Source organism: Flavobacterium rhamnosiphilum (genome assembly GCF_004349195.1).
GTDB classification, from domain to species: domain Bacteria; phylum Bacteroidota; class Bacteroidia; order Flavobacteriales; family Flavobacteriaceae; genus Flavobacterium; species Flavobacterium rhamnosiphilum.
The window spans coordinates 47,316-67,712 of the sequence record NZ_SMLG01000008.1 but is presented as its reverse complement, the minus strand read 5'-3'; the positions used below and the strand labels follow the sequence as shown (position 1 = coordinate 67,712).

General features: G+C 33.1%; 14 protein-coding genes. 4 read left to right on the top strand and 10 right to left on the bottom strand.

Annotation, left to right across the window (positions count from 1 at the left end):
* Position 1 precedes the first annotated feature (1 nt).
* The 3 genes from E0I26_RS11355 to E0I26_RS11345 are packed head-to-tail and all read right to left on the bottom strand — an operon-like array spanning position 2 to position 4,404.
* Positions 2-2,425, bottom strand: coding sequence for an ABC transporter permease (locus tag E0I26_RS11355; protein WP_131916594.1), 2,424 nt, complete (start codon positions 2,423-2,425; stop codon positions 2-4).
* A 5-nt stretch (positions 2,426-2,430) separates the two neighbouring features.
* Complete coding sequence (locus E0I26_RS11350) at positions 2,431-3,141, bottom strand: ABC transporter ATP-binding protein (RefSeq protein WP_131916593.1); 711 nt, start codon at positions 3,139-3,141, stop codon at positions 2,431-2,433.
* Between the two features lie 21 nt (positions 3,142-3,162).
* On the bottom strand, positions 3,163-4,404 hold the full coding sequence (locus E0I26_RS11345) for an efflux RND transporter periplasmic adaptor subunit (RefSeq protein WP_131916592.1): 1,242 nt from the start codon (positions 4,402-4,404) through the stop codon (positions 3,163-3,165).
* A 227-nt stretch (positions 4,405-4,631) separates the two neighbouring features.
* On the opposite strand from E0I26_RS11345, the gene E0I26_RS11340 reads away from it, so the two are divergent.
* The gene (locus E0I26_RS11340) at positions 4,632-5,981 is read left to right on the top strand and encodes a sigma-54-dependent transcriptional regulator (RefSeq protein ID WP_131916591.1); all 1,350 of its coding nucleotides are present in this window, start codon (positions 4,632-4,634) and stop codon (positions 5,979-5,981) included.
* 2 nt (positions 5,982-5,983) lie between these two features.
* A complete protein-coding gene (locus tag E0I26_RS11335; protein WP_131916590.1) occupies positions 5,984-7,318 on the top strand; it encodes a sensor histidine kinase in 1,335 nt (444 codons plus the stop codon).
* A 379-nt stretch (positions 7,319-7,697) separates the two neighbouring features.
* On the opposite strand, the gene E0I26_RS11330 is transcribed toward E0I26_RS11335, so the two are convergent.
* Positions 7,698-8,144 (bottom strand): PepSY-like domain-containing protein, encoded by a 447-nt coding sequence (locus E0I26_RS11330; RefSeq protein WP_131916589.1) that lies wholly within the window; start codon positions 8,142-8,144, stop codon positions 7,698-7,700.
* 430 nt (positions 8,145-8,574) lie between these two features.
* On the opposite strand from E0I26_RS11330, the gene E0I26_RS11325 reads away from it, so the two are divergent.
* Together E0I26_RS11325 and E0I26_RS11320 are read left to right on the top strand one after the other, a co-directional pair.
* Entirely contained in the window at positions 8,575-9,996 is a 1,422-nt protein-coding gene (locus E0I26_RS11325; RefSeq protein ID WP_131916689.1) for an FAD-dependent oxidoreductase, read from the top strand.
* Positions 9,997-10,096: 100 nt separating this feature from the next.
* On the top strand, positions 10,097-11,014 hold the full coding sequence (locus tag E0I26_RS11320) for a bestrophin family protein (RefSeq protein ID WP_131916588.1): 918 nt from the start codon (positions 10,097-10,099) through the stop codon (positions 11,012-11,014).
* Positions 11,015-11,386: 372 nt separating this feature from the next.
* On the opposite strand, the gene E0I26_RS11315 is transcribed toward E0I26_RS11320, so the two are convergent.
* From E0I26_RS11315 to E0I26_RS11290, 6 genes are all read right to left on the bottom strand, one after another.
* Entirely contained in the window at positions 11,387-11,776 is a 390-nt protein-coding gene (locus E0I26_RS11315; protein ID WP_131916587.1) for a DoxX family protein, read from the bottom strand.
* A 514-nt stretch (positions 11,777-12,290) separates the two neighbouring features.
* Entirely contained in the window at positions 12,291-13,700 is a 1,410-nt protein-coding gene (locus E0I26_RS11310) for a hypothetical protein (RefSeq protein WP_131916586.1), read from the bottom strand.
* An 11-nt stretch (positions 13,701-13,711) separates the two neighbouring features.
* Positions 13,712-14,899, bottom strand: coding sequence for a hypothetical protein (locus E0I26_RS11305; RefSeq protein WP_131916585.1), 1,188 nt, complete (start codon positions 14,897-14,899; stop codon positions 13,712-13,714).
* 936 nt (positions 14,900-15,835) lie between these two features.
* Positions 15,836-16,144 (bottom strand): hypothetical protein, encoded by a 309-nt coding sequence (locus tag E0I26_RS11300; protein ID WP_131916584.1) that lies wholly within the window; start codon positions 16,142-16,144, stop codon positions 15,836-15,838.
* A gap of 213 nt (positions 16,145-16,357) precedes the next feature.
* Positions 16,358-19,207, bottom strand: coding sequence for a type I restriction endonuclease subunit R (locus E0I26_RS11295; RefSeq protein ID WP_131916583.1), 2,850 nt, complete (start codon positions 19,205-19,207; stop codon positions 16,358-16,360).
* A complete protein-coding gene (locus E0I26_RS11290; protein WP_131916582.1) occupies positions 19,207-20,397 on the bottom strand; it encodes a hypothetical protein in 1,191 nt (396 codons plus the stop codon). The genes E0I26_RS11295 and E0I26_RS11290 overlap by 1 nt, the downstream gene beginning before the upstream one ends.

Below are 20,397 nucleotides of genomic sequence, written 5' to 3'. Positions count from 1 at the left end.
GTTATTCGTATTTTAAATAGTGTAAAACATCAACTCTGGTTGCGGCATAAGCTCTTGAAAGTACTATAGCTAACGTTAAGCTCAACAAGACTATGAAACCAATGACAAAAGGAATAATTGAAATTGAAATTCTAAAAGCAAAATTTTCCAGCCATAAATTCAATAAATAGTACACCGGAAATACCGCAATCAGAAATCCAATTGCACAAAAAACGATATATTGTTTGGATAATTCTTTTAATAAAACATTGGTTTCTGCGCCTAGTGTTTTTCGTATCGCGATTTCTTTCATTCGTCTTTGAATCGAATAGGTTGCTAAGGCAAACAATCCGAACAAGGCAATACCAATAACTACAATATTTAGTAGTGAAAACAGGTTTTTTTGTTTCACATAACTGCTGTACGATCTTTTGTAATCTTTATCGACAAAATCATACGCAAATGGATAATCTGGATCTACATTTTTTATCCAAAATTTTTCAATATCTGTAAGCGTTTGCGACATAGTCTCAGGATTTGCTTCAACATAAATATTATTTAAAGTGCCTATAAACCAAGGAATTGTTTTGAAATGAAAAAAGGACATAGGTCGAATAGCTTCACTTGGATTTCCTAAATTAAAATCTTTAACAACACCTACAATAATTACTTCTTTTCCACCCCAATTGACTTTTTTACCTATTGGATCTTTTTCATTCAACATCTTCAATGCGGTTTCATTAATCAGCATCGTGTTGATGGTATCCTGTGCAAATTTTGGATTAACATACCTTCCTTTTACCATTTTGATTTGCATCATTTCGAGCATTCCAAAATCAATAGGGATATTATTCCCATCTATACTTCTATCTTTATAATGATACGTTATTGTTGATGGCGCACCAATACCAAAGACAAAAGCACCACCTGCAACTTGTTTTACTCCTTTTATTTTTAATAATTCATTTTTAATTGTTGTATATCGATCAAATCTAAACTTATCTGTTATTTGTTCTCCATATACATTTCTGTAGGATACGTTTAAGATTTGATTGGCTTTAAAACCTAAATCTTTTGTACTCATATAGTCTATTTGTTGGTAAACAATATAAGAGCCGATAATAAAAAAGCTTGCTATGGCAAACTGCAGTACTAACATGGAATTTCTTAACCAAATCCCTGCTTTGCTTCTATTGAAGTTTCCTTTCAATACCTTTAAAACTTCAAAATTTGCTACATAAATGGCGGGAGAAATTCCAGCAGTTACTATAATTAAAAGAAATAGTAGTACTAATTGAAAGAAAATCTGATCCAATTGAATACTCAAATTTTTCTCCAAAAACTCATTATAATAAGGCAAGGCTAATTCTACAATTACTAAAGAAAACAATAATGCAATCAAAACAACAATTATGGTTTCAAATAAAAATTGCGTGATGATATTTCGTTTTGACGCCCCTAAAACTTTACGCAAACCTACTTCTTTCGCTCTTTTTATAGCGCTCGCAGTTGCCATATTGACGTAATTAAATATGGATAGAAGCAAAATAAGAATACTCAACCCCATCATTATTTTTAAAAACAAATAATTCCCTTTAGCTTCTATTATTCCACTTGTTTTAGTATGCAAACGAACATCTGATAAAGGTTCTAAAAAAGGTTTTGTCGCTCCAAATTTTTCAATAAACTCTTCTGGTGTAATACCTTTTTGTTTTGCATAACGAACGGTCATGTTATCATAATACATTTGTCCTAAAGTTTTCTCTAAAGATTCTTTAGCACTAGCACTTTTTGCTTTAATTAATAACACAAATTGAAAATTCCCCCATTGATCAATAGCCTTTTTTACTCTAAAATCCATAAAATTAACCACACAGGAAGGATTATACGATGATTTTTTATCTAATTTATAAACCCCTCTTACAACCAGTTTTTTGTTTTCAAAAACCACTTCTTGATTTAAAGCGCGCTCATTCCCGAAGAGTTGCATCGCTGTTTCCTGTGATAAACAAATACTGTTTTCATCCGGTAAAGCTCCTTTTTGGTTTCCTTCGACAAATTCAAAAGGAAAAAAATCAAAGAAATTATCTTGCGCAATAAGTATTTTTTCAAATTGCTTTTTATTGTTTTTAAATCGTATTATATCGTTATTATAATCTCCGCTGATATAACAATAGGAAACTACATCATCTGATTTTTTTATTAAATTAGAACCTACCGGAGCAGAAGTAGTAGTCCAAAAAGAATTTTCATCCATTTGATTGACTAAAAAAAACACTTTCTCCTTATTTGGGTTCCAAGCATCATAACTTTGCTCCTCGTTCCAATATAAAATCGCGAAAATCAATCCCGCTATTCCAATACTCAAACCCAAAACATTCAAAGCCGTGAAAAGCTTGTTGTTTTTGATTTGGTATAAAAATATATTTATCCAATTTTTTAGCATGATCTTTAGATTTTCTCGCTTATCAGCACATCAACATTACGACTGTTTATTTTTTCGGAAAGTATTATTCCATCTTTCATCAAAATGGTTTTTTGAGAAAAGGATGCGTCATAATCAGAGTGTGTTACCATCAGGATTGTTGCGCCGTTGGTATGCAAATCGGTCAGCAATTCCATTACTTCGTTTCCGTTTTTACTGTCTAAATTTCCAGTAGGTTCATCGGCAAGGATTATTTTCGGGTCGTTAATTAAAGCTCTTGCCACCGCCACACGTTGTTGTTGTCCTCCGGAAAGTTGTTGTGGATAATGTTTTAATCGATGCGAGATTCCTAATTTTTCAGCGATTTTCTCAACCTTTTTCTTTCTTTCAGCCGAAGAAACCTTGTTGTAAATCAGCGGCAATTCGATATTGTCATAAACCGATAGTTCGTCAATCAGATTGAAATTCTGAAAAATGAAACCTATGTTTTCTTTTCTGGCTTTCGACTTTTCTTTCTCTTTCAATCCGATCATTTCCTGATTCAGCAATTGATAACTACCGCTGGAGGCGCTGTCCAGTAATCCTACAATATTCAACAAAGTTGATTTTCCGCTTCCCGAAGGCCCCATAATAGACACAAAATCCCCTTGCTTGATAGTTAATGAAATTTCACTTAATGCTTTGGTTTCCACTTCTTCGGTTCTGAATACTCTTGAAAGATTTTTAATTTTTATCATAATCGTTTTTTTTAATGATTTCTATTCTTGTATGTCTAATAATTCTATCTGTTTATAATCTTTATAAGACGAAGTAATTACTTTCTCGTCTGCTTTCAATCCGCCAAGGACTTCATAATACAGCGGATTTTCCCTTCCTAGTTTGATTGCTCTTCTTTCGGCTTTGTTTCCGTTCACAACAAAAATCCATTTTCCGTTGGTCTCTTCATAAAAACTTCCTTTGGAAAGCACTTTTGTTTTTGTTTTCTCCGACAGATTTAATTTCACTCCAAAACTCAATCCTTGTTTTAAATCCAGTTTTTCGGAGGAAACAAAATCCAATTCCACTTGAAACCTGCCGCTTTTGATTTCGGGGATTACTTTGGTTATTTGAACTTCGATGGTTTTGTTATCAAAACTCACTGTTCCTTTTTGCTTTTCTGCAATTTTGTCCAAATAAAACTCATCGACATCGGCTATCAATTTATAGCCTTTCATGTCATCGATAAAACCGATACTCGTGTTTTGCGAATAAGTTTTCCCCAGTATCGGCTCAAAAGAAGAAAGTCTTCCCGATATCGGTGCGGTTATTAAAAAATGCTGCTTGTTGGCTCTCAAAATGTCCAGACTTTTGTTCATTATGGCAATCGATTGGTTAAGTTGCCCAATCTGAATTTGATTCGCCAGTTTTTCCTTTTTGACGCTTTGCTTTATGATGTTCATACGCTCCTTTTGGAAACGATAATTCTCTTTGGTTTTTTCCCATTCGTTTTTAGCGAGTATTTCTTGTTCAAAAAGTTTCTTGTTCAAATCATACAGATTTTTGGCATCCAAATAATCATGTTCTATTGCGATCAAGTCTTTTGCTAAATTCAATTCTTGGTTTCTCAAATCGAGTTTGGCTTTATTCAAATTATTAATTTGCTCAATGATGGCGGTTTCCTGTTGCATATACGCCAATTCAGCATTAGGATTATACAATCTTGCCAGCGGTTGCCCTTTTATAACCCTATCTCCATTTTCGACAAATATTTCCTGAACCGCTCCACCTTCTATGATGTTAACCAACATTGAATTTAAAGGAACGGCTTTTGCCTGAAAAGACATAAAATCTTCAAAAAAATCATTTTCAACTGTCTTAATTGTGATTTCGGCTCTCTTTATGGTAAGACTTCTTTTTTTTGTTGCCGAAGTAAAGACAAAATACCCAAAGAGTAAGATAATTGGTAATGCGATTAAAAGATACTTATTTTTGTTAGTTTTACGTGCAATTATGGTGTCCATTGTTGATGATTTGGTAAGCTTAAAGGGATTTTCGTGCCAAAAATTTAAACATTGCAACAGCCTTATTTTTAAGTTTTTATTTTTAATAAAATTTAAAAGGTGTCCATTATCGAACACCTTTTGTCCGAAACCGAACAGTAATGAAATCGCTATGATTCCAAATTATAATCTAAAAATGAAGAATAGCGATACCATGTTCCTATAAAAAAAGCAAATATTAGCCTCACATGAAAAAAACCAACGCCTCTATTTTAGTCATAGACGACCAAGAAGACATTCTTTTTGCTTCCAAAATGCTCCTTAAAAAACATTTTGAAAACATTTATACGCTCAATAATCCGAAGAATGTAGTTGAATTATTGGCAAAAAATACCATAGATGTGGTTTTGCTCGACATGAATTACAGAATAGGATTTGAAGACGGCAAAGAGGGTTTGTATTTATTAAGAGAAATAAAAACACTTTCGCCAAAAACTGTCGTTATTTTAATGACTGCTTTTGGAAAGGTAGAAACGGCTGTAGAAGGATTAAAAGCGGGGGCTTTTGATTATATTTTAAAACCTTGGGAAAACGAAAAATTGCTCAGCGTTGTAAAACATGCTGTTGATAAAAGTCGGAAAGAGCAGAAGAGATCAAATAATATCGGGATTGTAGACGAATTCTTTGTTGGTAATTCAGAGGTTATCAAAAAGGCGTATTCACTGGCTGATAAAGTAGCAAAAACGGATGCCAATGTCTTAATCCTTGGCGAGAACGGAACTGGTAAATTTGTTTTATCACATCATATCTTTAGCCAATCGGAACGAAAAAACAGTCCTTTTATTCACGTTGATTTGGGTTCTTTGAATTCCAATATTTTTGAAAGCGAATTATTTGGTTATGCCAAAGGCGCTTTTACAGATGCCAAAGTCGACACTGCCGGACGTTTTGAAATGGCTCAAAACGGCACTATTTTTTTGGATGAAATTGGAAATGTGCCTTTGCATTTACAATCTAAACTCTTGCAAGTTATCCAAACCAAAACGGTAACCCGATTGGGAGAATCGAAAGCAAGACCTTTGAATGTTCGTATTATCACGGCTACCAACATGGATTTGAAACAGGAAGTTGCCGATAAAAACTTCCGAGAAGATTTGTATTATCGCATTAATACTATGGAAATCGTGTTGCCTCCATTACGAGAACGAAACGAAGACAAAATTCCCTTGGCATACTATCTTTTGCAAAAAATGATTGCTAAATACGGACGGGATGAAATCACTTTTGACGAAAAAGCATTGGAACAAATCGAAAAACACGCTTGGAACGGGAACATCCGTGAAATGGAGAACCGAATAGAACGTGCCGTTATTCTTTGTGAAAACAATCGAATTACTGTATCGGATTTGGATTTGGAACAAATAACAACTTACGAAGAAAGCCAGGACGATATTCAGCTTTCGGCTGTCGAAAAAACAGCCATTGAAAAAATCCTTTTCAAGAACAATAACAATATTAGTAAAACTGCTGAGGAATTGGGATTGTCCAGAGGCGCATTATACCGACGTTTAGAAAAATATAACATTAGCACCAACTAAATATGTTTAAATCCTGGAAAACCTACCAACTTCTTTTTGTCCGATTAATTTTTATTCTTTCCGCTACTGGAATTTCCATCTTTCTTTTTCAAAAAGGATTGGTTTTTACAGCCGCATTTGTTTTTTTTATAGCTTTCTTACTTTTAGCAGAAATGTATTTTTATGTTAAAAATGCTTTTTTGCTTTACGACAGAACAATAACTTCGATTTTGCAAAATGATTTTACATCGGATTTTTCCAAGCATAAATCCTATCAAAATTATTCCAACTTATTCAAGTTGTATGAAACACTAAAAAACAAAGAAAACGAGCAGGTTTCAAAAGATATTATTTACCGTTCTATTTTAAACAATATCGAATCAGGTATTATTATTCTGCAAAAGGAAGGAAATGACTGGAATATCTTTTTGATGAATGATTATTTTTCCAAACATTTTGATGTACCAAAAGTTTCCAAATGGAATTATCTGAAAAATCAGTTGCCTTCCTTATCTAAAATCATTGAGGAGCAGAATTTTCAGGAAATTAAAACATCATTAGAGATACGTGTTAATCAACAAGACACACAAACATTTGTGATGCAGACTTCAAGGAGTGAAATTTACAATCGGGACTATTTTGTTGTTTTGCTCGATTCGATTCAAAATGTAATCGAGAAAAAAGAGAAAGAAGCGTGGATCAATTTGATGAAGGTGATTTCGCATGAGCTTTTGAATTCGATCACTCCTATCCGGTCACTTTCCCAGAATCTACAGGAATTGGTTCAACAGGAAACCATTTCGTCGGAAGATTTGGATGATATGAAAAGTAGTGTTGCCACGATGTTAAGGCGAAGCGACCATTTGCAGCAATTTGTGGAAAGTTACCGAAAACTCGCTATGTTGCCTTCTCCGAAAAAAGAAAAAATAGAATTGTTTCAATGGATTGAAAACGGTTTGCAAATTATGTCAACCCTATTCAAGAAAGAACAAATAGAAGTCGTAAACACGATTGCTTTCGACCGTCGGCTAAATATTGACCCGCAACAAATGGAACAGGTATTGATTAATCTTCTTACGAATTGCATTTATGCTTTGAAAGATACTGTAAAGAAAGAGATTGTTATTTCGGCGGAAGTCAAAGAAAAGAGAACTTTTATCACGATTACCGATAATGGGAAAGGCATAGAAGAAGAAATAGAAAACAAAATATTCCTGCCGTTTTTTACCACCCGGAATGAAGGTGCCGGAATTGGATTGACGCTGTCCAAAAGCATTGTGGAAGCTCACGGAGGTTATCTGGCGTACAGAAATGACGAAGGAAAAACCACTTTTGTGATTTGTTTGGTTGATAATTAAAAGAGGTATAAAACATAAGGCATAAAAAACTCTATTATTTCTAATCGAGTTTTTTGTGATTCATATGGAACCACTTACGAACCATTTTTTTTAAGATTCGAAGAAACCACCTTTAAAATAATCACTTTCAAATTGTATTTACAGCTACATAATGAATTAAGAATAACCCGTTGGGTGTAATTAGTTTTTAATTATAATTTTCGTCAGTTCGAGTGATTTTCGTTAGAAAATTGTATCGAGAACAAGAAAATTTTGAATTAAAAACGGTTCTCGATACATTTTTTGTTCCGTTTTACTCCACAAAAAACACTCGAACTGACGTTTTGAATAATTACACCCAACGGGTTAAGAATAGAGTTTGTCATTTGCAACAGCAGCATCATTTTTCTTTTTTGTTTTTTTTCCCTTTTAAAATTTTCCCTTCCTTGGTAAATTCCAGATCAATATCGTTTGTTAAATCAACATCGAGATCTTTGTGTCCATAATCAATGTGCGTGATTTTTTCATTCGGATAATTTTTTGCCACGTAATCTTTGACTGATGCAGGAATGAATGCGGTTGGTATGGGTTTGTCGCCGCCATCTACCTCACGGTAGGAACCGTCTTTCCAAAATTCTACTTCGGTACCATCTTTAAGCTTGACTTCATATCCTTTTTCACCGTGTTCCGCATCTTTCTTGGCGATATTAACGGATGTATGACTAAAATATTTTTGCAGAAATTCCTGTGCTGCTTCTGGTAATTCAGTGATTTTTATTTTCTTTTGAGCATTGGTCGATAGTACAAAACCCAATAATAATGCTATAAAAGTGATTTTCCTTTTCATGGTTTGCATATTTAAGTTATCGTATTGCTAATTTACGATAAGTAAAAATGCATTCAAATCAATTTAAGAAACCTTTAATTTTTATGGTAATTTTTTTTGACGCTTACATCTAATAATCTATCAGAAATAAAAAAACTTCATTATTTCTAATGGAGTTTATCTTGTGGTTCTTACGAACCTGTTTACGATCATTTTTTTGCAGGATTTGAAGAAAATTTCAATAAAATAGCTCTGGAAAATCCTTTCTATTTCAATTTGAAAAAAGTAGTTTTGCGCTGCTAATCTTTTGTCTTAAAGTTACGCAACTGCCACAAGCGGCAAAAACGCTGAAAAATATAAATTTCTCACGTTAAATTATATAACAGTTAATAATTAGGACCAGCATTAGTTAAATAAAGAGAAAGTGAAAAATGAAGATGTAAGCTGGACTATGTGCTTAGAATGTCAGGGACGCGGCAAGAAAAGTAGAGGGCTAACCAAGAAAGTACGACTCCGCTACCAGATGGCATTCGATCAATTTGAAAAAATGAAAGGCGAAGGGACAGCTCCAGTTCGTCCTAAGGGCCACCTTCACTCCTGCTTAAAATGTTCCGGATCCGGGTTAATCCATTCTGCCAGTCCTCCTGTAGCTGATAAAAAAAACTACCCACACGTTGCTATTATTGGCGGTGGTATAGGCGGAGTGGCTCTAGCTGTGGCTTGTTTACACCGCGGAATCCCCTTTACCCTTTATGAGCGAGATAATAATTTCGAAGCCAGATCTCAGGGCTATGGACTCACATTGCAACAAGCTAGTAAAGCGATCGAGGGATTGGGCATTTTCTCATTGAAAGAAGGAGTGATTTCAACAAGACATTTAGTGCATACTACAGAAGGAAAAGTGATCGGTGAATGGGGAGTCAGAAAATGGATACAGTCAGATAAGAAAACGTCTTCGAAACGTACAAATGTGCATATCGCACGGCAATCTTTGCGCTTAGCGCTACTGGAGCAACTCGGCGGACATGATGCGGTACAGTGGGGACACCAGTTAGTAGATTTTGCGGCATGTGAGAATGAAGGTGTTGATTTAAGCTTTCAAGTGGACGGGAAAATCAAGAATGCCAAAGCGGATCTCGTAGTTGGAGCCGATGGTATTCGTAGTTCGGTGCGGAGATTGCTGATTAGTGAGGATATTACCCCTTTACGTTACCTAGGTTGTATTGTGATATTGGGTATTTGTCCTTTGAACGCTCTCGAAGGTGTTAATAGTTCTTTATTGGACTCGGCCACTGTATTTCAAACCGCCAATGGCAATGAGCGGATCTACATGATGCCTTATACTTCAGATTCGGTGATGTGGCAACTTAGCTTCCCAATGCCAGAAGAAGAGGCTAAGGCGTTAAGTGCTCAAGGACCTCAAGCACTCAAGGAAGAAGCGTGTCGCAGAACTCAGTGGCACGATCCCATTCCTCAAATTTTAGCGGCGACCCTGAAAGCTCAGATTTCTGGTTATCCCGTGTATGACCGGGAATTACTCGAGTCAGAATTGTTGGAGAAAATGGGTCAAGTGACTCTTATTGGAGATGCGGCTCACCCAATGAGTCCATTCAAAGGACAGGGGGCAAATCAAGCTCTGCTGGATGCACTAACACTGGCTCGGGGAATCTCAAGGGGATGTAGAGCTGCATCTCAATGGAGAAAAGCTGGAGTGAGGGAAAGTGTATTAACTGAGTTTGAATCAGAAATGTTAGAACGAAGTGCTACCAAAGTGAAAGATTCAGCAGAAGCCGCACAGTTCCTTCATTCCGAAATTGTGCTTCATGAGGGTGATGAGCCAAGAGGACGATGTTTAAAGAAAAAAGACGCATAACAAGGTGCTTTAACTAAACTTAAATCGTTGGTTAACAAATCGAATTTTTATATTTGTATTGATAAAGTGTATATTTTTAAGGGATTTATTTCAATAAATTATGATAATAAAAAATAAAGAAAACTGGTTTAAAATGCTTTTTGTCTGGCATGGTTCAGTCCTACCCCAATTGTTGCCCCGTCTGATTTTATTGTTTATTTTATCTTTAGTCATCGTATATTTTCATGGAAATATTTTTTCGTTTAAAATTCCTCTTAATCCGGCGCCATTAACTTTATTTGGTTTTGTACTGGCATTATTTCTTGGCTTTCGCAACAATGTTAGCTATGAGCGATTTTGGGAAGGGCGAAAACTCTGGGGAGCTTTATTAAACCATACCCGATCATTAGCACGGCAGACCTTAACTTTAACAGATTCAAAAATAGATGATTCATCCAAAATAGAGTTTATTTCTTTGCTACGCTCTTTTGCCTACGCTCTAAAACATCAATTAAGAAATACTGATTCTGAAAATGATTTAAAAATACGTCTTACTGAAAGACAGTTCAAAATAGTATCACAGGCACAATATAAACCCATTATGCTTACCAAACTTATGGCTGAATGGATACAAAAAGCCAAACATGAAAATATAATCGATTCTATTCAGCAGGCACGCTTTGATGAAAATCTCGATGCACTAACCGACATAGTAGGAGGCTGCGAAAGAATTGCATCTACACCTATACCCTATACCTACCGTGTTTTATTGCACCGAACGGTTTACATATACTGTTTTTTATTGCCTTTTGGATTGGTAGACAGCCTGCAATGGCTCACTCCTTTTCTCGTTGCCTTTATTGCTTATACTTTTGTTGCTTTTGAGGCCATTGCCGATGAAATCGAAGAACCATTTGGCACTGAACCGAATGATCTCGCACTAAATAGTATGTCACAAATGATCGAAGCCACCATCTCTGAACTGGCAGGCATACCTATAAAACAAACACAAGAAGCTAAGCGAGACATTATTGATTAACTATGAACCTATCAATCTTGAATGAATCAAAAAGTTTCATTTTAAGGATATTTTTCTTCTTCATCACTTATTCTACCGTTCCTTATGTACTTCTGAATAATTAACCCGATTGCGGATTTGCAATCTGTACCCGTAACAGGTAAGAGTATAATCTCAAAAAAAGACATAAAAAGGAAAACTCCTTAATTTCTTAAGGAGTTTTTTGTGGTCCTTACGAACCTGTTTACGAACCATTTTTTACATGGATTTGAAGAAGTTAGCGTTAAAAACTTAATGATTTGAGATGGGTTATTAGCTTCTAAAGACAACTTCCAGCTTTTCATACACTATCCATACACTATCTATGCTTTATCTATGCTTTATGTGCCGTCGTTAAGCTGCTTTTTTTAACCCATTTGGAAACATAATAGCCAACAATGCGAATATCAGCAAGAAATTAAATTCTACACCATTTCTTCCACCGCCTACAACATACCACCCTTCTTTGAAGTGGATTAAAATAATACCTGTTATCAATACTAAAATTGTAACTAAAGATGTCAATTTTACATATTTTCCAAATAATAAACATAAAGCAGCCACCAAGTGTGATAATTTAATAGTCCAAGCCAGAAATATTCCAAAGGGAGCAAAACCAATTTGGTCTAAATACAAAGTCCCAAAAGTATTTACTCCGTTGTTAAACATTCCTGGCACACTATGCATAAAGAGAATAATCGCAACTGCCAGGCGAAGTAAAAAAGTATTGTTAAAAATTTTCATAGTTATTGATTTTTTTGTGATTTGATACGATTGTCATTACTATTTGGCCAGATTTAAGCTGGTTGTTGTTATTTTCCTTATTTTCAGTTCATTAATAAACCCATATATATAAAACTTTCAGTTTAGCCTTATAACTCTACTTGCTTACAAACTGTCTTAAGTTTAATTAAAAGTGTTGGAAGGACAGACAACAAACTCCTAGTGCTCGTTGCAACGAGTCCCAATTTTCACTCATAGCAGTAAAACAAACATTTGCAACACGGCTATTAGATCAAGTTATCAAAAAATCCAAACATATCAAGAAGTAAACCTAACTTATTTTACTCGAGAGATCAAAGGCGGGAGACTTTGCCTAGCCCACGCAACGAACACCTCAGAGAGCTGGGGAGATACCCGCACCAGCGGTACTTCAAAGTAATTACTGTCTTGCCAGAAAGCATAAATATAAAAAAAGGCACTTGCTGTAAACAAGTGCCTTTCTATTATAAAAGTAATTTTATTTTGAGTTAACTTTTTACAGCTGAATATTCAAAAGATTGATAAAAACCATTTGTTTATTGCCTTCTGTTTTCGCCAAAATTAATCTTTTAGCTTCTGGTAAATAATTCACAAAACCTGTAATTATTGTTCCATCATCATCTAAAGATTTTATTTTAAGATTGTTGTCAATCGAACCGTTATTTAATCGGTAAATTCCAGGAACTTCATATTGTCCGTTTACATGTGTATTTAGAAAATAATTCCCTTTAATATTTTGCACACCAATTGATTTATAACCTTCTCTGGTTGGTCGTACCTTATAATCTACAGTTCTTGTCAGTTCCCCATTCATATTAAATATTAGCAGACTTGGGTAACCGTTTGAATATTCCGGAACTTTGAATGTAGAATTTGGAAAGGTAGGATCCGGTTTTGTTCCGCTTTGAAAGTCACAGTCAACAAATAAGTTAATTTCATCATTTTGTATAGACAGAGTATTGAAATTAACTTTCTTTAAATCCTTAATATTTCTTAAACTTTCTATAGGATTATTTTTCAAGACCGTACCTGCATTTACATCATAAACAAGAACTTTATCAAATTCTCCGCGATTTATTCCGTGTGCATAATTATTAAATGCGATCAGATACTCGTTGGGACCTACTGAAAAAGAAAGCGGTTTCTTAATCTTCACATCTTCTTTACCAAAATCTTTGTTTTCAACAGTATTTCCGTCTGCTATGGCCAATACGTTTTGAGATCCGGTTTCTTTAGTAGTTCTGACGAAAATCACTTTTCCGCTATCACTTAAAACTACATCGTCTGTAAATGATAATAACGGAAAGGAAACGTCTTTTTGCCAAAGTAAATCTCCTGTTCTTCCATCTATAATGGTACATTGATGTTCTTCTGCAATTTTCTTATTTGCAAATTTACTGTAAACAATTCCGAAATAGTTTTTGTTTTGTGAAACCATTGCATAAGTAGTTCCAGATTTTGAAAGGCTTTCAAAAGTATATTCAGCGATTACTTTTTTATCAAATAAACCCGTTTTTTTATCAAATGTAATTTGATGAATTTCTTTCTTTTTTGTTTTATTTGAATAACAATCCGTTAAAATTATAAGCTTCTCTTTTCCAACCTCATAACTTGCAACATAATTATGAAGCGTAAATGAGTCTTTATATGGAAATTCTTCTGTAAAGGTCTCAACTAACTGATTTTTTTGATCAAATTTTCTAATAATAATTTTGTTGCTTGACTGCATTCCGCCGTCCACATTTATTATAGAAGACATATAATGATTGTAGTTATCAACCAAAACTACTTTAAAATCTATTTCTCGTGCATCGTAGTCAAATTTAGTTCCGTATTCTTTATTAATCTGGCTAAATCCAGAATGGTTTAGCAGTAAAAAAAGGAGTGCAAGTATTTTTGTTCTCATACTATTAGTTTTTAAGTCGTTTTATAAATTTGCTTTTCGATGGCTTTTAATTCGGTTTCCTCGCTTGAATTTAACTTGATGTAAATTAAATTTTCCTGCATTTCATTAAGTACTTTTTCTGCTTCAGTTTTTTTATCTAATGCCAAATTTAAATTCATTAAATTAAAGTAAATAAACTTTGCAATTTTTGCGTTAAAATCGGTTTTTGGATCTTTAAAATCAATCTTAGTTAAGGTTTCTCTCCAAATATCAATTCCTTTTTGCATTCCGGTAAAAGCTACGGCATTAATTTGCGGATTTTCAGGGCTTAATTTTTTTAAATTAGTTGAAACATAAATATCTGCTTTTTCCAAATCATCATATTGCCCTTTGTTTTTAACTCTCTGAAGTCTTACACTATATCGGATTGTTTTAAAAGCAAATGTTTCATTTAAATAATCATTGATAAAAGCTACGACTTTTCTCAAATGTTGTTGTTCTTCGTGAGGTTTATTGATGTTGTTTGTTGGAGACGAACTAATGTATTTATATTCCTGGAAAAAGATTTTATTTATTTTTTCTTGCCCATTTTGTTTTACAATAAGTGTTGTAGGCTGATTGGCATACGTTTGTCCTGAATTATCCTGAAAATTAGTTTTTTTGATGTCTAATAAAATAGTCAAATAATTTCCGTCTTTAGTAAAACCGTCAATGTTTACCTGAGAAGCTAAAACATTATTATCAATAATAACAAAGTTTTGAAGGTTTGGTTCGTGATAAACCGGTTTTAGTGGCGCTACATAAAGCGGTCTGTTTGGAAGAACAAGTTTAGGATTTTGATTTTTATCCTGTAGCGTTAAACGCTCTAATAAAGTAAGCTTTTTAAATTCTTCAGACTCTGATTTATATTTAGCACTGGCTTTTGCTACATCAGCATCGTAATCTGCTAGTTTTTGTTTAAACTCGTTTTGGCTATCCGTAGTTACCTTATCAAAATTCTTTAATTCGGTTTGAAAATCAACTTTAGATTGGGCATAAACTTCATCACTCGTCAAGTTGTAAGGTGAAGTAACTGTTACTGAATACTGACGTGAATTGGCGTCGATACTAATTTTTGGTTCTCTTAAAACCTGGTATTCTACTAATTCTGTTGAAATGCTTTGTGCATTCAAAGTAAAAAGGGGAAACAGAAAAAGACCTAGTAGGTAATTTAACTTCATGTGATTTAGCTTTAAAATTCTGTCAAAATTAACATAATATAAATACAAAATACATGGCATATATTAAAATATAAACTCGTATTGCATTTAGACAATGTTAGCTTTTAAGTTGTTGATGTTTCTATTTAGATTTTTATTAATGAATTGAATAAATTTAGTATTTTTATCTAATACAAAGTAAAGGCGGATTTACTTCGTCAGTTCGCTATCGCTCGGGTGTAATCCGTGCCCGTAACAATAAGCCATAAAGTTAACACAATAAAAAAGCTACAAGAAAATAATTCCTGCAGCTTTTTTATAAAATTGAAATTACTAATCTTTGTGGACACAGATTAAAAATCCGCGATATCGGTTTTTTTTCCTTATTTTCAGTTTATTAATCAAACCAAATATATAAAAACCTTTCAGTTTAGCCTTACAACTCTACTTGCTTACAAACTGTCTTAAGTTTAATTAAAAGTGTTGGAAGGACAAACAACAAACTCCTTGTGCTAGTTGCAACGAGTCCCAATTTTCACTCATAGCAGTAAAACAAGCATTTGCAACACGGATATTAGATCAAGTTATCAAAAAATCCAAGCATACCAAGAAGTAAACCTAACTTATTTTACTCGCGAGGTCAAAGTCGGGAGACTTTGCCTAGCCCACGCAACGAACACCTCGGATAGCAGGGGGTCCTTACGAATTTGTTTACAAACCATTTTTTTGCAGGATTTGAAGAAGTAAGCTTTAAAATAATGAATAATCAAGACGGGAGTGACTGGAGAGAGACCGCTTGTTTGTCTTGTTGTTTATAACAAAAAAGCTGTTTAATGGACAGTATCTTTATTTAGCATCCAGTATGTCATCTGGTTTATTGATTAATAGATCAAGCCAATCAGCTTTATCAGTTGCCCATTTTACCCATTCCTGCTTTTCCTGTGTTAGGTTATTTGTTTATATTAAACCTAATTTTACAATTAAGTCAAGTAAATGTTCCGATTTAATGCTATTGACAAGGCTTTGACTGTGAGCAATTTGATATGTTGAAGTCCAAATTGTATCGAAACCGTATTTATTAGCAGTATTATCAACTGCGTGAACTGTTTCTCCTCTTGTTCTTGTTGAGCAAATTATCAAATCTGGTTTGTATTTCACAACAATATCATCAAGCCTTTGTACTAGGTTTGTTTTTGGATCCCCCTGACTTTCTAAAGCAATCACTTTTCCACTAATTTCTAAAATCAATTGTAAGTGTACTGGCATTCTTAGAGCAATATATAACTTTGTGTGTTGTATAACTTGACATTAACAAGTTAGCTAGATTTAAGATAGTAGAAGATTTTCCTTTTCCTCCTGAATTCCATATTGCAATTATTGTACTCATCATTATAATTTTATATTAAATTCAAATGCTTTAAGTCGGTAACATAAATATATTCTCCTATTGTAAATACCTAATTTGGATTTTTACAAAAACTAAAAACCAGTTATTCCACTTATAAAAGTATTGACAAAATTGTAAATTTTATCAGTTATTCTTTCAGCTGTAATGCCCCTTTCTTTTAATCCTGGTTTAGTTTTCATCATACCAACCACATCATCTCGCAAAGGTTTCTTTTCGGTAAACATATATTTTCCGATTATTTCTTCTAATTTTTTGGCATCTAGATTTTCTTCGAGCGTTATTTTATTTAATGCTATTTCTTTTTCTAACTCCCAGAATTTGTTGAATTCATCAGGAATATCATCATTTTCTTGAATTACGGGTAAATTTTGTTCGATAAATTTTTCAATTAATTCCCGTTTACTTCTTAATTCTACATCGCCAGAAATTAAATCGATGATTGCTTTTTTCTGCTTTTCAATTTCTTCGGAAGTGCTGTTATTTAATTTTGCTAGCAATTTCAGTATGTAGGTAACATTAATTTCATCACGATGTATCAATTCTAATTCAAAATCAATATCGTCCAGAATGGATGTTTTTTGTATTTGATTAAATCCTTTGGTTTTATCATACAAATCTAAATACTTGCTTTTGTAATCTTCAAATTGTTGTTCTGTCATTGACAAATCATCAAAATTAAATTCCGTAAAAGTGCTTAAAACATTTCTTAATCGCATTAACTCCCGAAATGTTTTGATAAATTCTACTTCATCTTCTTCACTTTTCAGATTATTAACGCTATTTACTGTTGGCGTTATTTGTATTAGTGTAATAAATGAGCTGTTGAATTTTGTTACATAATCTTCATACGGTTGTAATATAATTTCATTTTTATGTTCTAATCTCGAAAACAGTTCAATAGCATCGTCAGTATCTTGTTTTAAGTTTCTAAAACAAACAATATTTCCTTGCGATTTGATTTCGTTTAAAATTCTGTTAGTTCTTGAAAATGCTTGAATTAAACCGTGGTATTTTAAGTTTTTATCTACATACAAGGTATTGAGTGATTTACTATCAAAACCAGTTAAAAACATATTGACTACCAACAAAATATCTACTTCTTTTTGTTTAACACGTTTTGCAATATCATTATAGTAATTATAAAAAGATTGTGTGTCCTTTGTTGTAAAATTGGTGCTAAACATTTGATTATAATGTCCAATAAATGTTTCTAAATTATCTCTAGAATGATTGGTGCCATATTCTTCTCTTGGTTCGGCAGCTATTATCAAATCTTCTTCTTCAAAAGTACCAACCGCATCTAAATCTTCTTCATTGGTTTGATATGAAAAAATTGTCGCTATTTTAAGGTTGTGCAATCCTGCTTCTTTTTTTTGTTGAAACAGTTTGTAATATTCTACTAATGAAGCAACACTAGAAACGCAAAAAATAGCCGTAAACTCTTTTTGATGTGTTTTACGGTTGTGATTTGTAACAATATAATCTGCAATATTGTTCAGTCGAATTGGTGCATTCATTACTTCAACTTCGTCTATTGCTTCTACATTTATATCAACAATATCCTCTTTGCGTTTGAATGTTCGTATGTATTCTATAGAAAATTTAAGTACGTTTTCGTCTCTAATGGCATCTGTAATGACATATTTGTGTAACATTTCGCCAAACAACATTTCGGTTGTTCGTTTTCCAAATTCGTTTGAGCCTGCATTTTTATCAAAAATTGGCGTTCCTGTAAAACCAAACATCTGACAATTGGAAAAGAATTTTTTTATGGTATCGTGCGTTTTTCCAAATTGACTTCTGTGACATTCATCAAAAATAAAAACAACTCTTTCGTTTTTTATCTTGTCCATTTTTCCTAAATACTTTGCTTTAGAAATAGCAGTATTCAGTTTTTGTATGGTGGTCACTATAAGTTTATTATCACCGGCTAATTGTTTTACTAGTGCCTCAGTATTGTTAGTTCCGTCAATACTTCCCTTACTGAAACCATTAAATTCTTTTGTAGTCTGGTAGTCTAAATCTTTTCTGTCCACGACAAAAACCACTTTATGTACATTGGGTAGGTTGGTAAGTATTTGCGCCGTTTTGAATGAAGTTAATGTTTTACCTGAACCCGTAGTATGCCAAATATATCCAAACTTGGTTGTTGTTTTTACCTTTTCAATAATGGCTTCTGTAGCATAAAATTGATACGGTCTTAAAATCATTAATGCCTTTACGGTTTCATTGAGTACAATGTATTTTGTAATCATTTTTGAAACGTGACAAGGCTCTAGGAAAATATTAGTAAAATCTGCTAATTGAGTAATGAGCTTGTTTTTATCATCCGACCAATAAAAAGTTTGTTTGAAAGTTCGGGACTTTAAAGCATTGTTTGCGTAATATTTTGTGTTTACTCCATTACTGATTACAAATAATTGAATGAATTGAAACAAACCATTTCCGGCACCATAAGAGTGGCGTTCGTATCTGTTGGTTTGATTAAAGGCTTCTTTTAATTCTAAACCTCTTCGTTTCAGCTCGATTTGGATTAATGGCAAACCATTGATTAAAATAGTAACATCATATCGATTTTTATAAGTGCCTTCCATTTCAATTTGCTGTGCAACTTGAAATTCATTTTGACACCAATGGATTTGATTAATTAACTCAATGGTTTTATTTTCTCCTAAATCGTTAGTGTAAGGAACTCGGTCACGAAGAATCTTGGCTCTTTCAAATACATTCCCTTTATTGATATGGTTTAGTATTTGCTTGAACTCTTGTTGACTAATAGCTACTTTGTTATGCTTTTCTAATTGTGTTTTTAGATTTTCTAAAAGTTCCTTTTCGTCTTTAATAACAACTGTTTTATAACCCAAACGTGTTAACTGAGCAATTAGATTTTTTTCTAATATTTGTTCTGGTTGTGCTGTCATTACTTTTCTTTTAATTCATTAGCGAAATCCATAACTATTTCAAGCATAACTAATAAAGCAGTTCTCCTATCCGCTAATGATGGCGGATGTTTCATAATTTTGCCTATATTATCTCTTAAAGGTTCATCATTAAAAGCAATATAATCTTCGATGATTTTTTTCAAACCAACTACATAAAATGAATTAACATCTGCAAATTGATTTAAATCTTGAATTCTTTTTTCTGTCCAAAACGTTTTCTCATCAAACGTATTTATTAATTGAACTATTGGTTTGACTTCTTCTTTTCTACCAAAAGTCACCTCGTATAATTTTTTAGACTGCTCTTCGGTTAGTTGAGGAATCTCTTGTTGTGCTTTAAGAATTTGTTCTGAAAGACCAATTTCGGGAATGACTTCATTCTTTGATGACTCAGTAATGCTTTCAATTATTTTTTCTTCAGTTACAACTTCTTCTATTTCATTTTCTAAAATTTCTAAATATTCTTCTGAGTAATAATATTCTTCATACTTATCATATGCATTTTTATATAGTAGATTACTAAAATCGATTTTGACTGATAAAACATTATGTTTATTATCTAACCACTCATTAAAACTAATAAGGTCATCATAAATTAATTTTTTATTAGAAACTTCAAAAACAATATATTGTGAAGAAAATTCATTTATCATAAATGAACAAATACCATCCGTTATCGAAGCTATTGATTTTGCTAAATGCACCTCGCTTTCGTCCTTCTTAGGATAGATTCTACCATGACATATATCTCCTCGATTATCCCTAATGACTGAGATTTTTAGTATTGCTTCTTTTGTATTTTCAAAAATAATTTCAGCACTAGTATTGATGAATTTATCAATTTTAACTTTACTTCTTATAATTTTATATAATGCATTGTGAATATCAATTTCAAATTTATTTCGATAAATATTTTCAAATGCTTGCTTTACTAAAAAGGGCAAATTATTGTCACAATTCTTACGAACACTTTTTGTTGTTTTATATTCATCACTTAATAATTCAAGAGCTTTTTTACAAAGACCTTCAATTAGTGATTTACATGCTTCAATTGCAATGTCAGGATTTAAAGTTACATTGTCTTCAATTTCAGAAGCAATTATGATATACCCATCTAAGCCATCAATGGCTTGCTTATGTTTTTGTATTGCTTGTTTAGTCAGTTCCAT

Bases quoted from the DNA above. Each gene is read 5' to 3' on its own strand.
- E0I26_RS11325 (WP_131916689.1), top strand. From the start codon at position 8,575: ATGTGCTTAGAATGTCAGGGACGCGGCAAGAAAAGTAGAGGGCTAACC.
- E0I26_RS11340 (WP_131916591.1), top strand. From the start codon at position 4,632: ATGAAAAAAACCAACGCCTCTATTTTAGTCATAGACGACCAAGAAGAC.
- E0I26_RS11355 (WP_131916594.1), bottom strand. From the start codon at position 2,425: ATGCTAAAAAATTGGATAAATATATTTTTATACCAAATCAAAAACAAC.
- E0I26_RS11290 (WP_131916582.1), bottom strand. From the start codon at position 20,397: ATGGAACTGACTAAACAAGCAATACAAAAACATAAGCAAGCCATTGAT.
- E0I26_RS11295 (WP_131916583.1), bottom strand. From the start codon at position 19,207: ATGACAGCACAACCAGAACAAATATTAGAAAAAAATCTAATTGCTCAG.
- E0I26_RS11310 (WP_131916586.1), bottom strand. From the start codon at position 13,700: ATGAGAACAAAAATACTTGCACTCCTTTTTTTACTGCTAAACCATTCT.
- E0I26_RS11300 (WP_131916584.1), bottom strand. From the start codon at position 16,144: ATGCCAGTACACTTACAATTGATTTTAGAAATTAGTGGAAAAGTGATT.
- E0I26_RS11330 (WP_131916589.1), bottom strand. From the start codon at position 8,144: ATGAAAAGGAAAATCACTTTTATAGCATTATTATTGGGTTTTGTACTA.
- E0I26_RS11305 (WP_131916585.1), bottom strand. From the start codon at position 14,899: ATGAAGTTAAATTACCTACTAGGTCTTTTTCTGTTTCCCCTTTTTACT.
- E0I26_RS11320 (WP_131916588.1), top strand. From the start codon at position 10,097: ATGATAATAAAAAATAAAGAAAACTGGTTTAAAATGCTTTTTGTCTGG.
- E0I26_RS11335 (WP_131916590.1), top strand. From the start codon at position 5,984: ATGTTTAAATCCTGGAAAACCTACCAACTTCTTTTTGTCCGATTAATT.
- E0I26_RS11315 (WP_131916587.1), bottom strand. From the start codon at position 11,776: ATGAAAATTTTTAACAATACTTTTTTACTTCGCCTGGCAGTTGCGATT.
- E0I26_RS11345 (WP_131916592.1), bottom strand. From the start codon at position 4,404: ATGGACACCATAATTGCACGTAAAACTAACAAAAATAAGTATCTTTTA.
- E0I26_RS11350 (WP_131916593.1), bottom strand. From the start codon at position 3,141: ATGATAAAAATTAAAAATCTTTCAAGAGTATTCAGAACCGAAGAAGTG.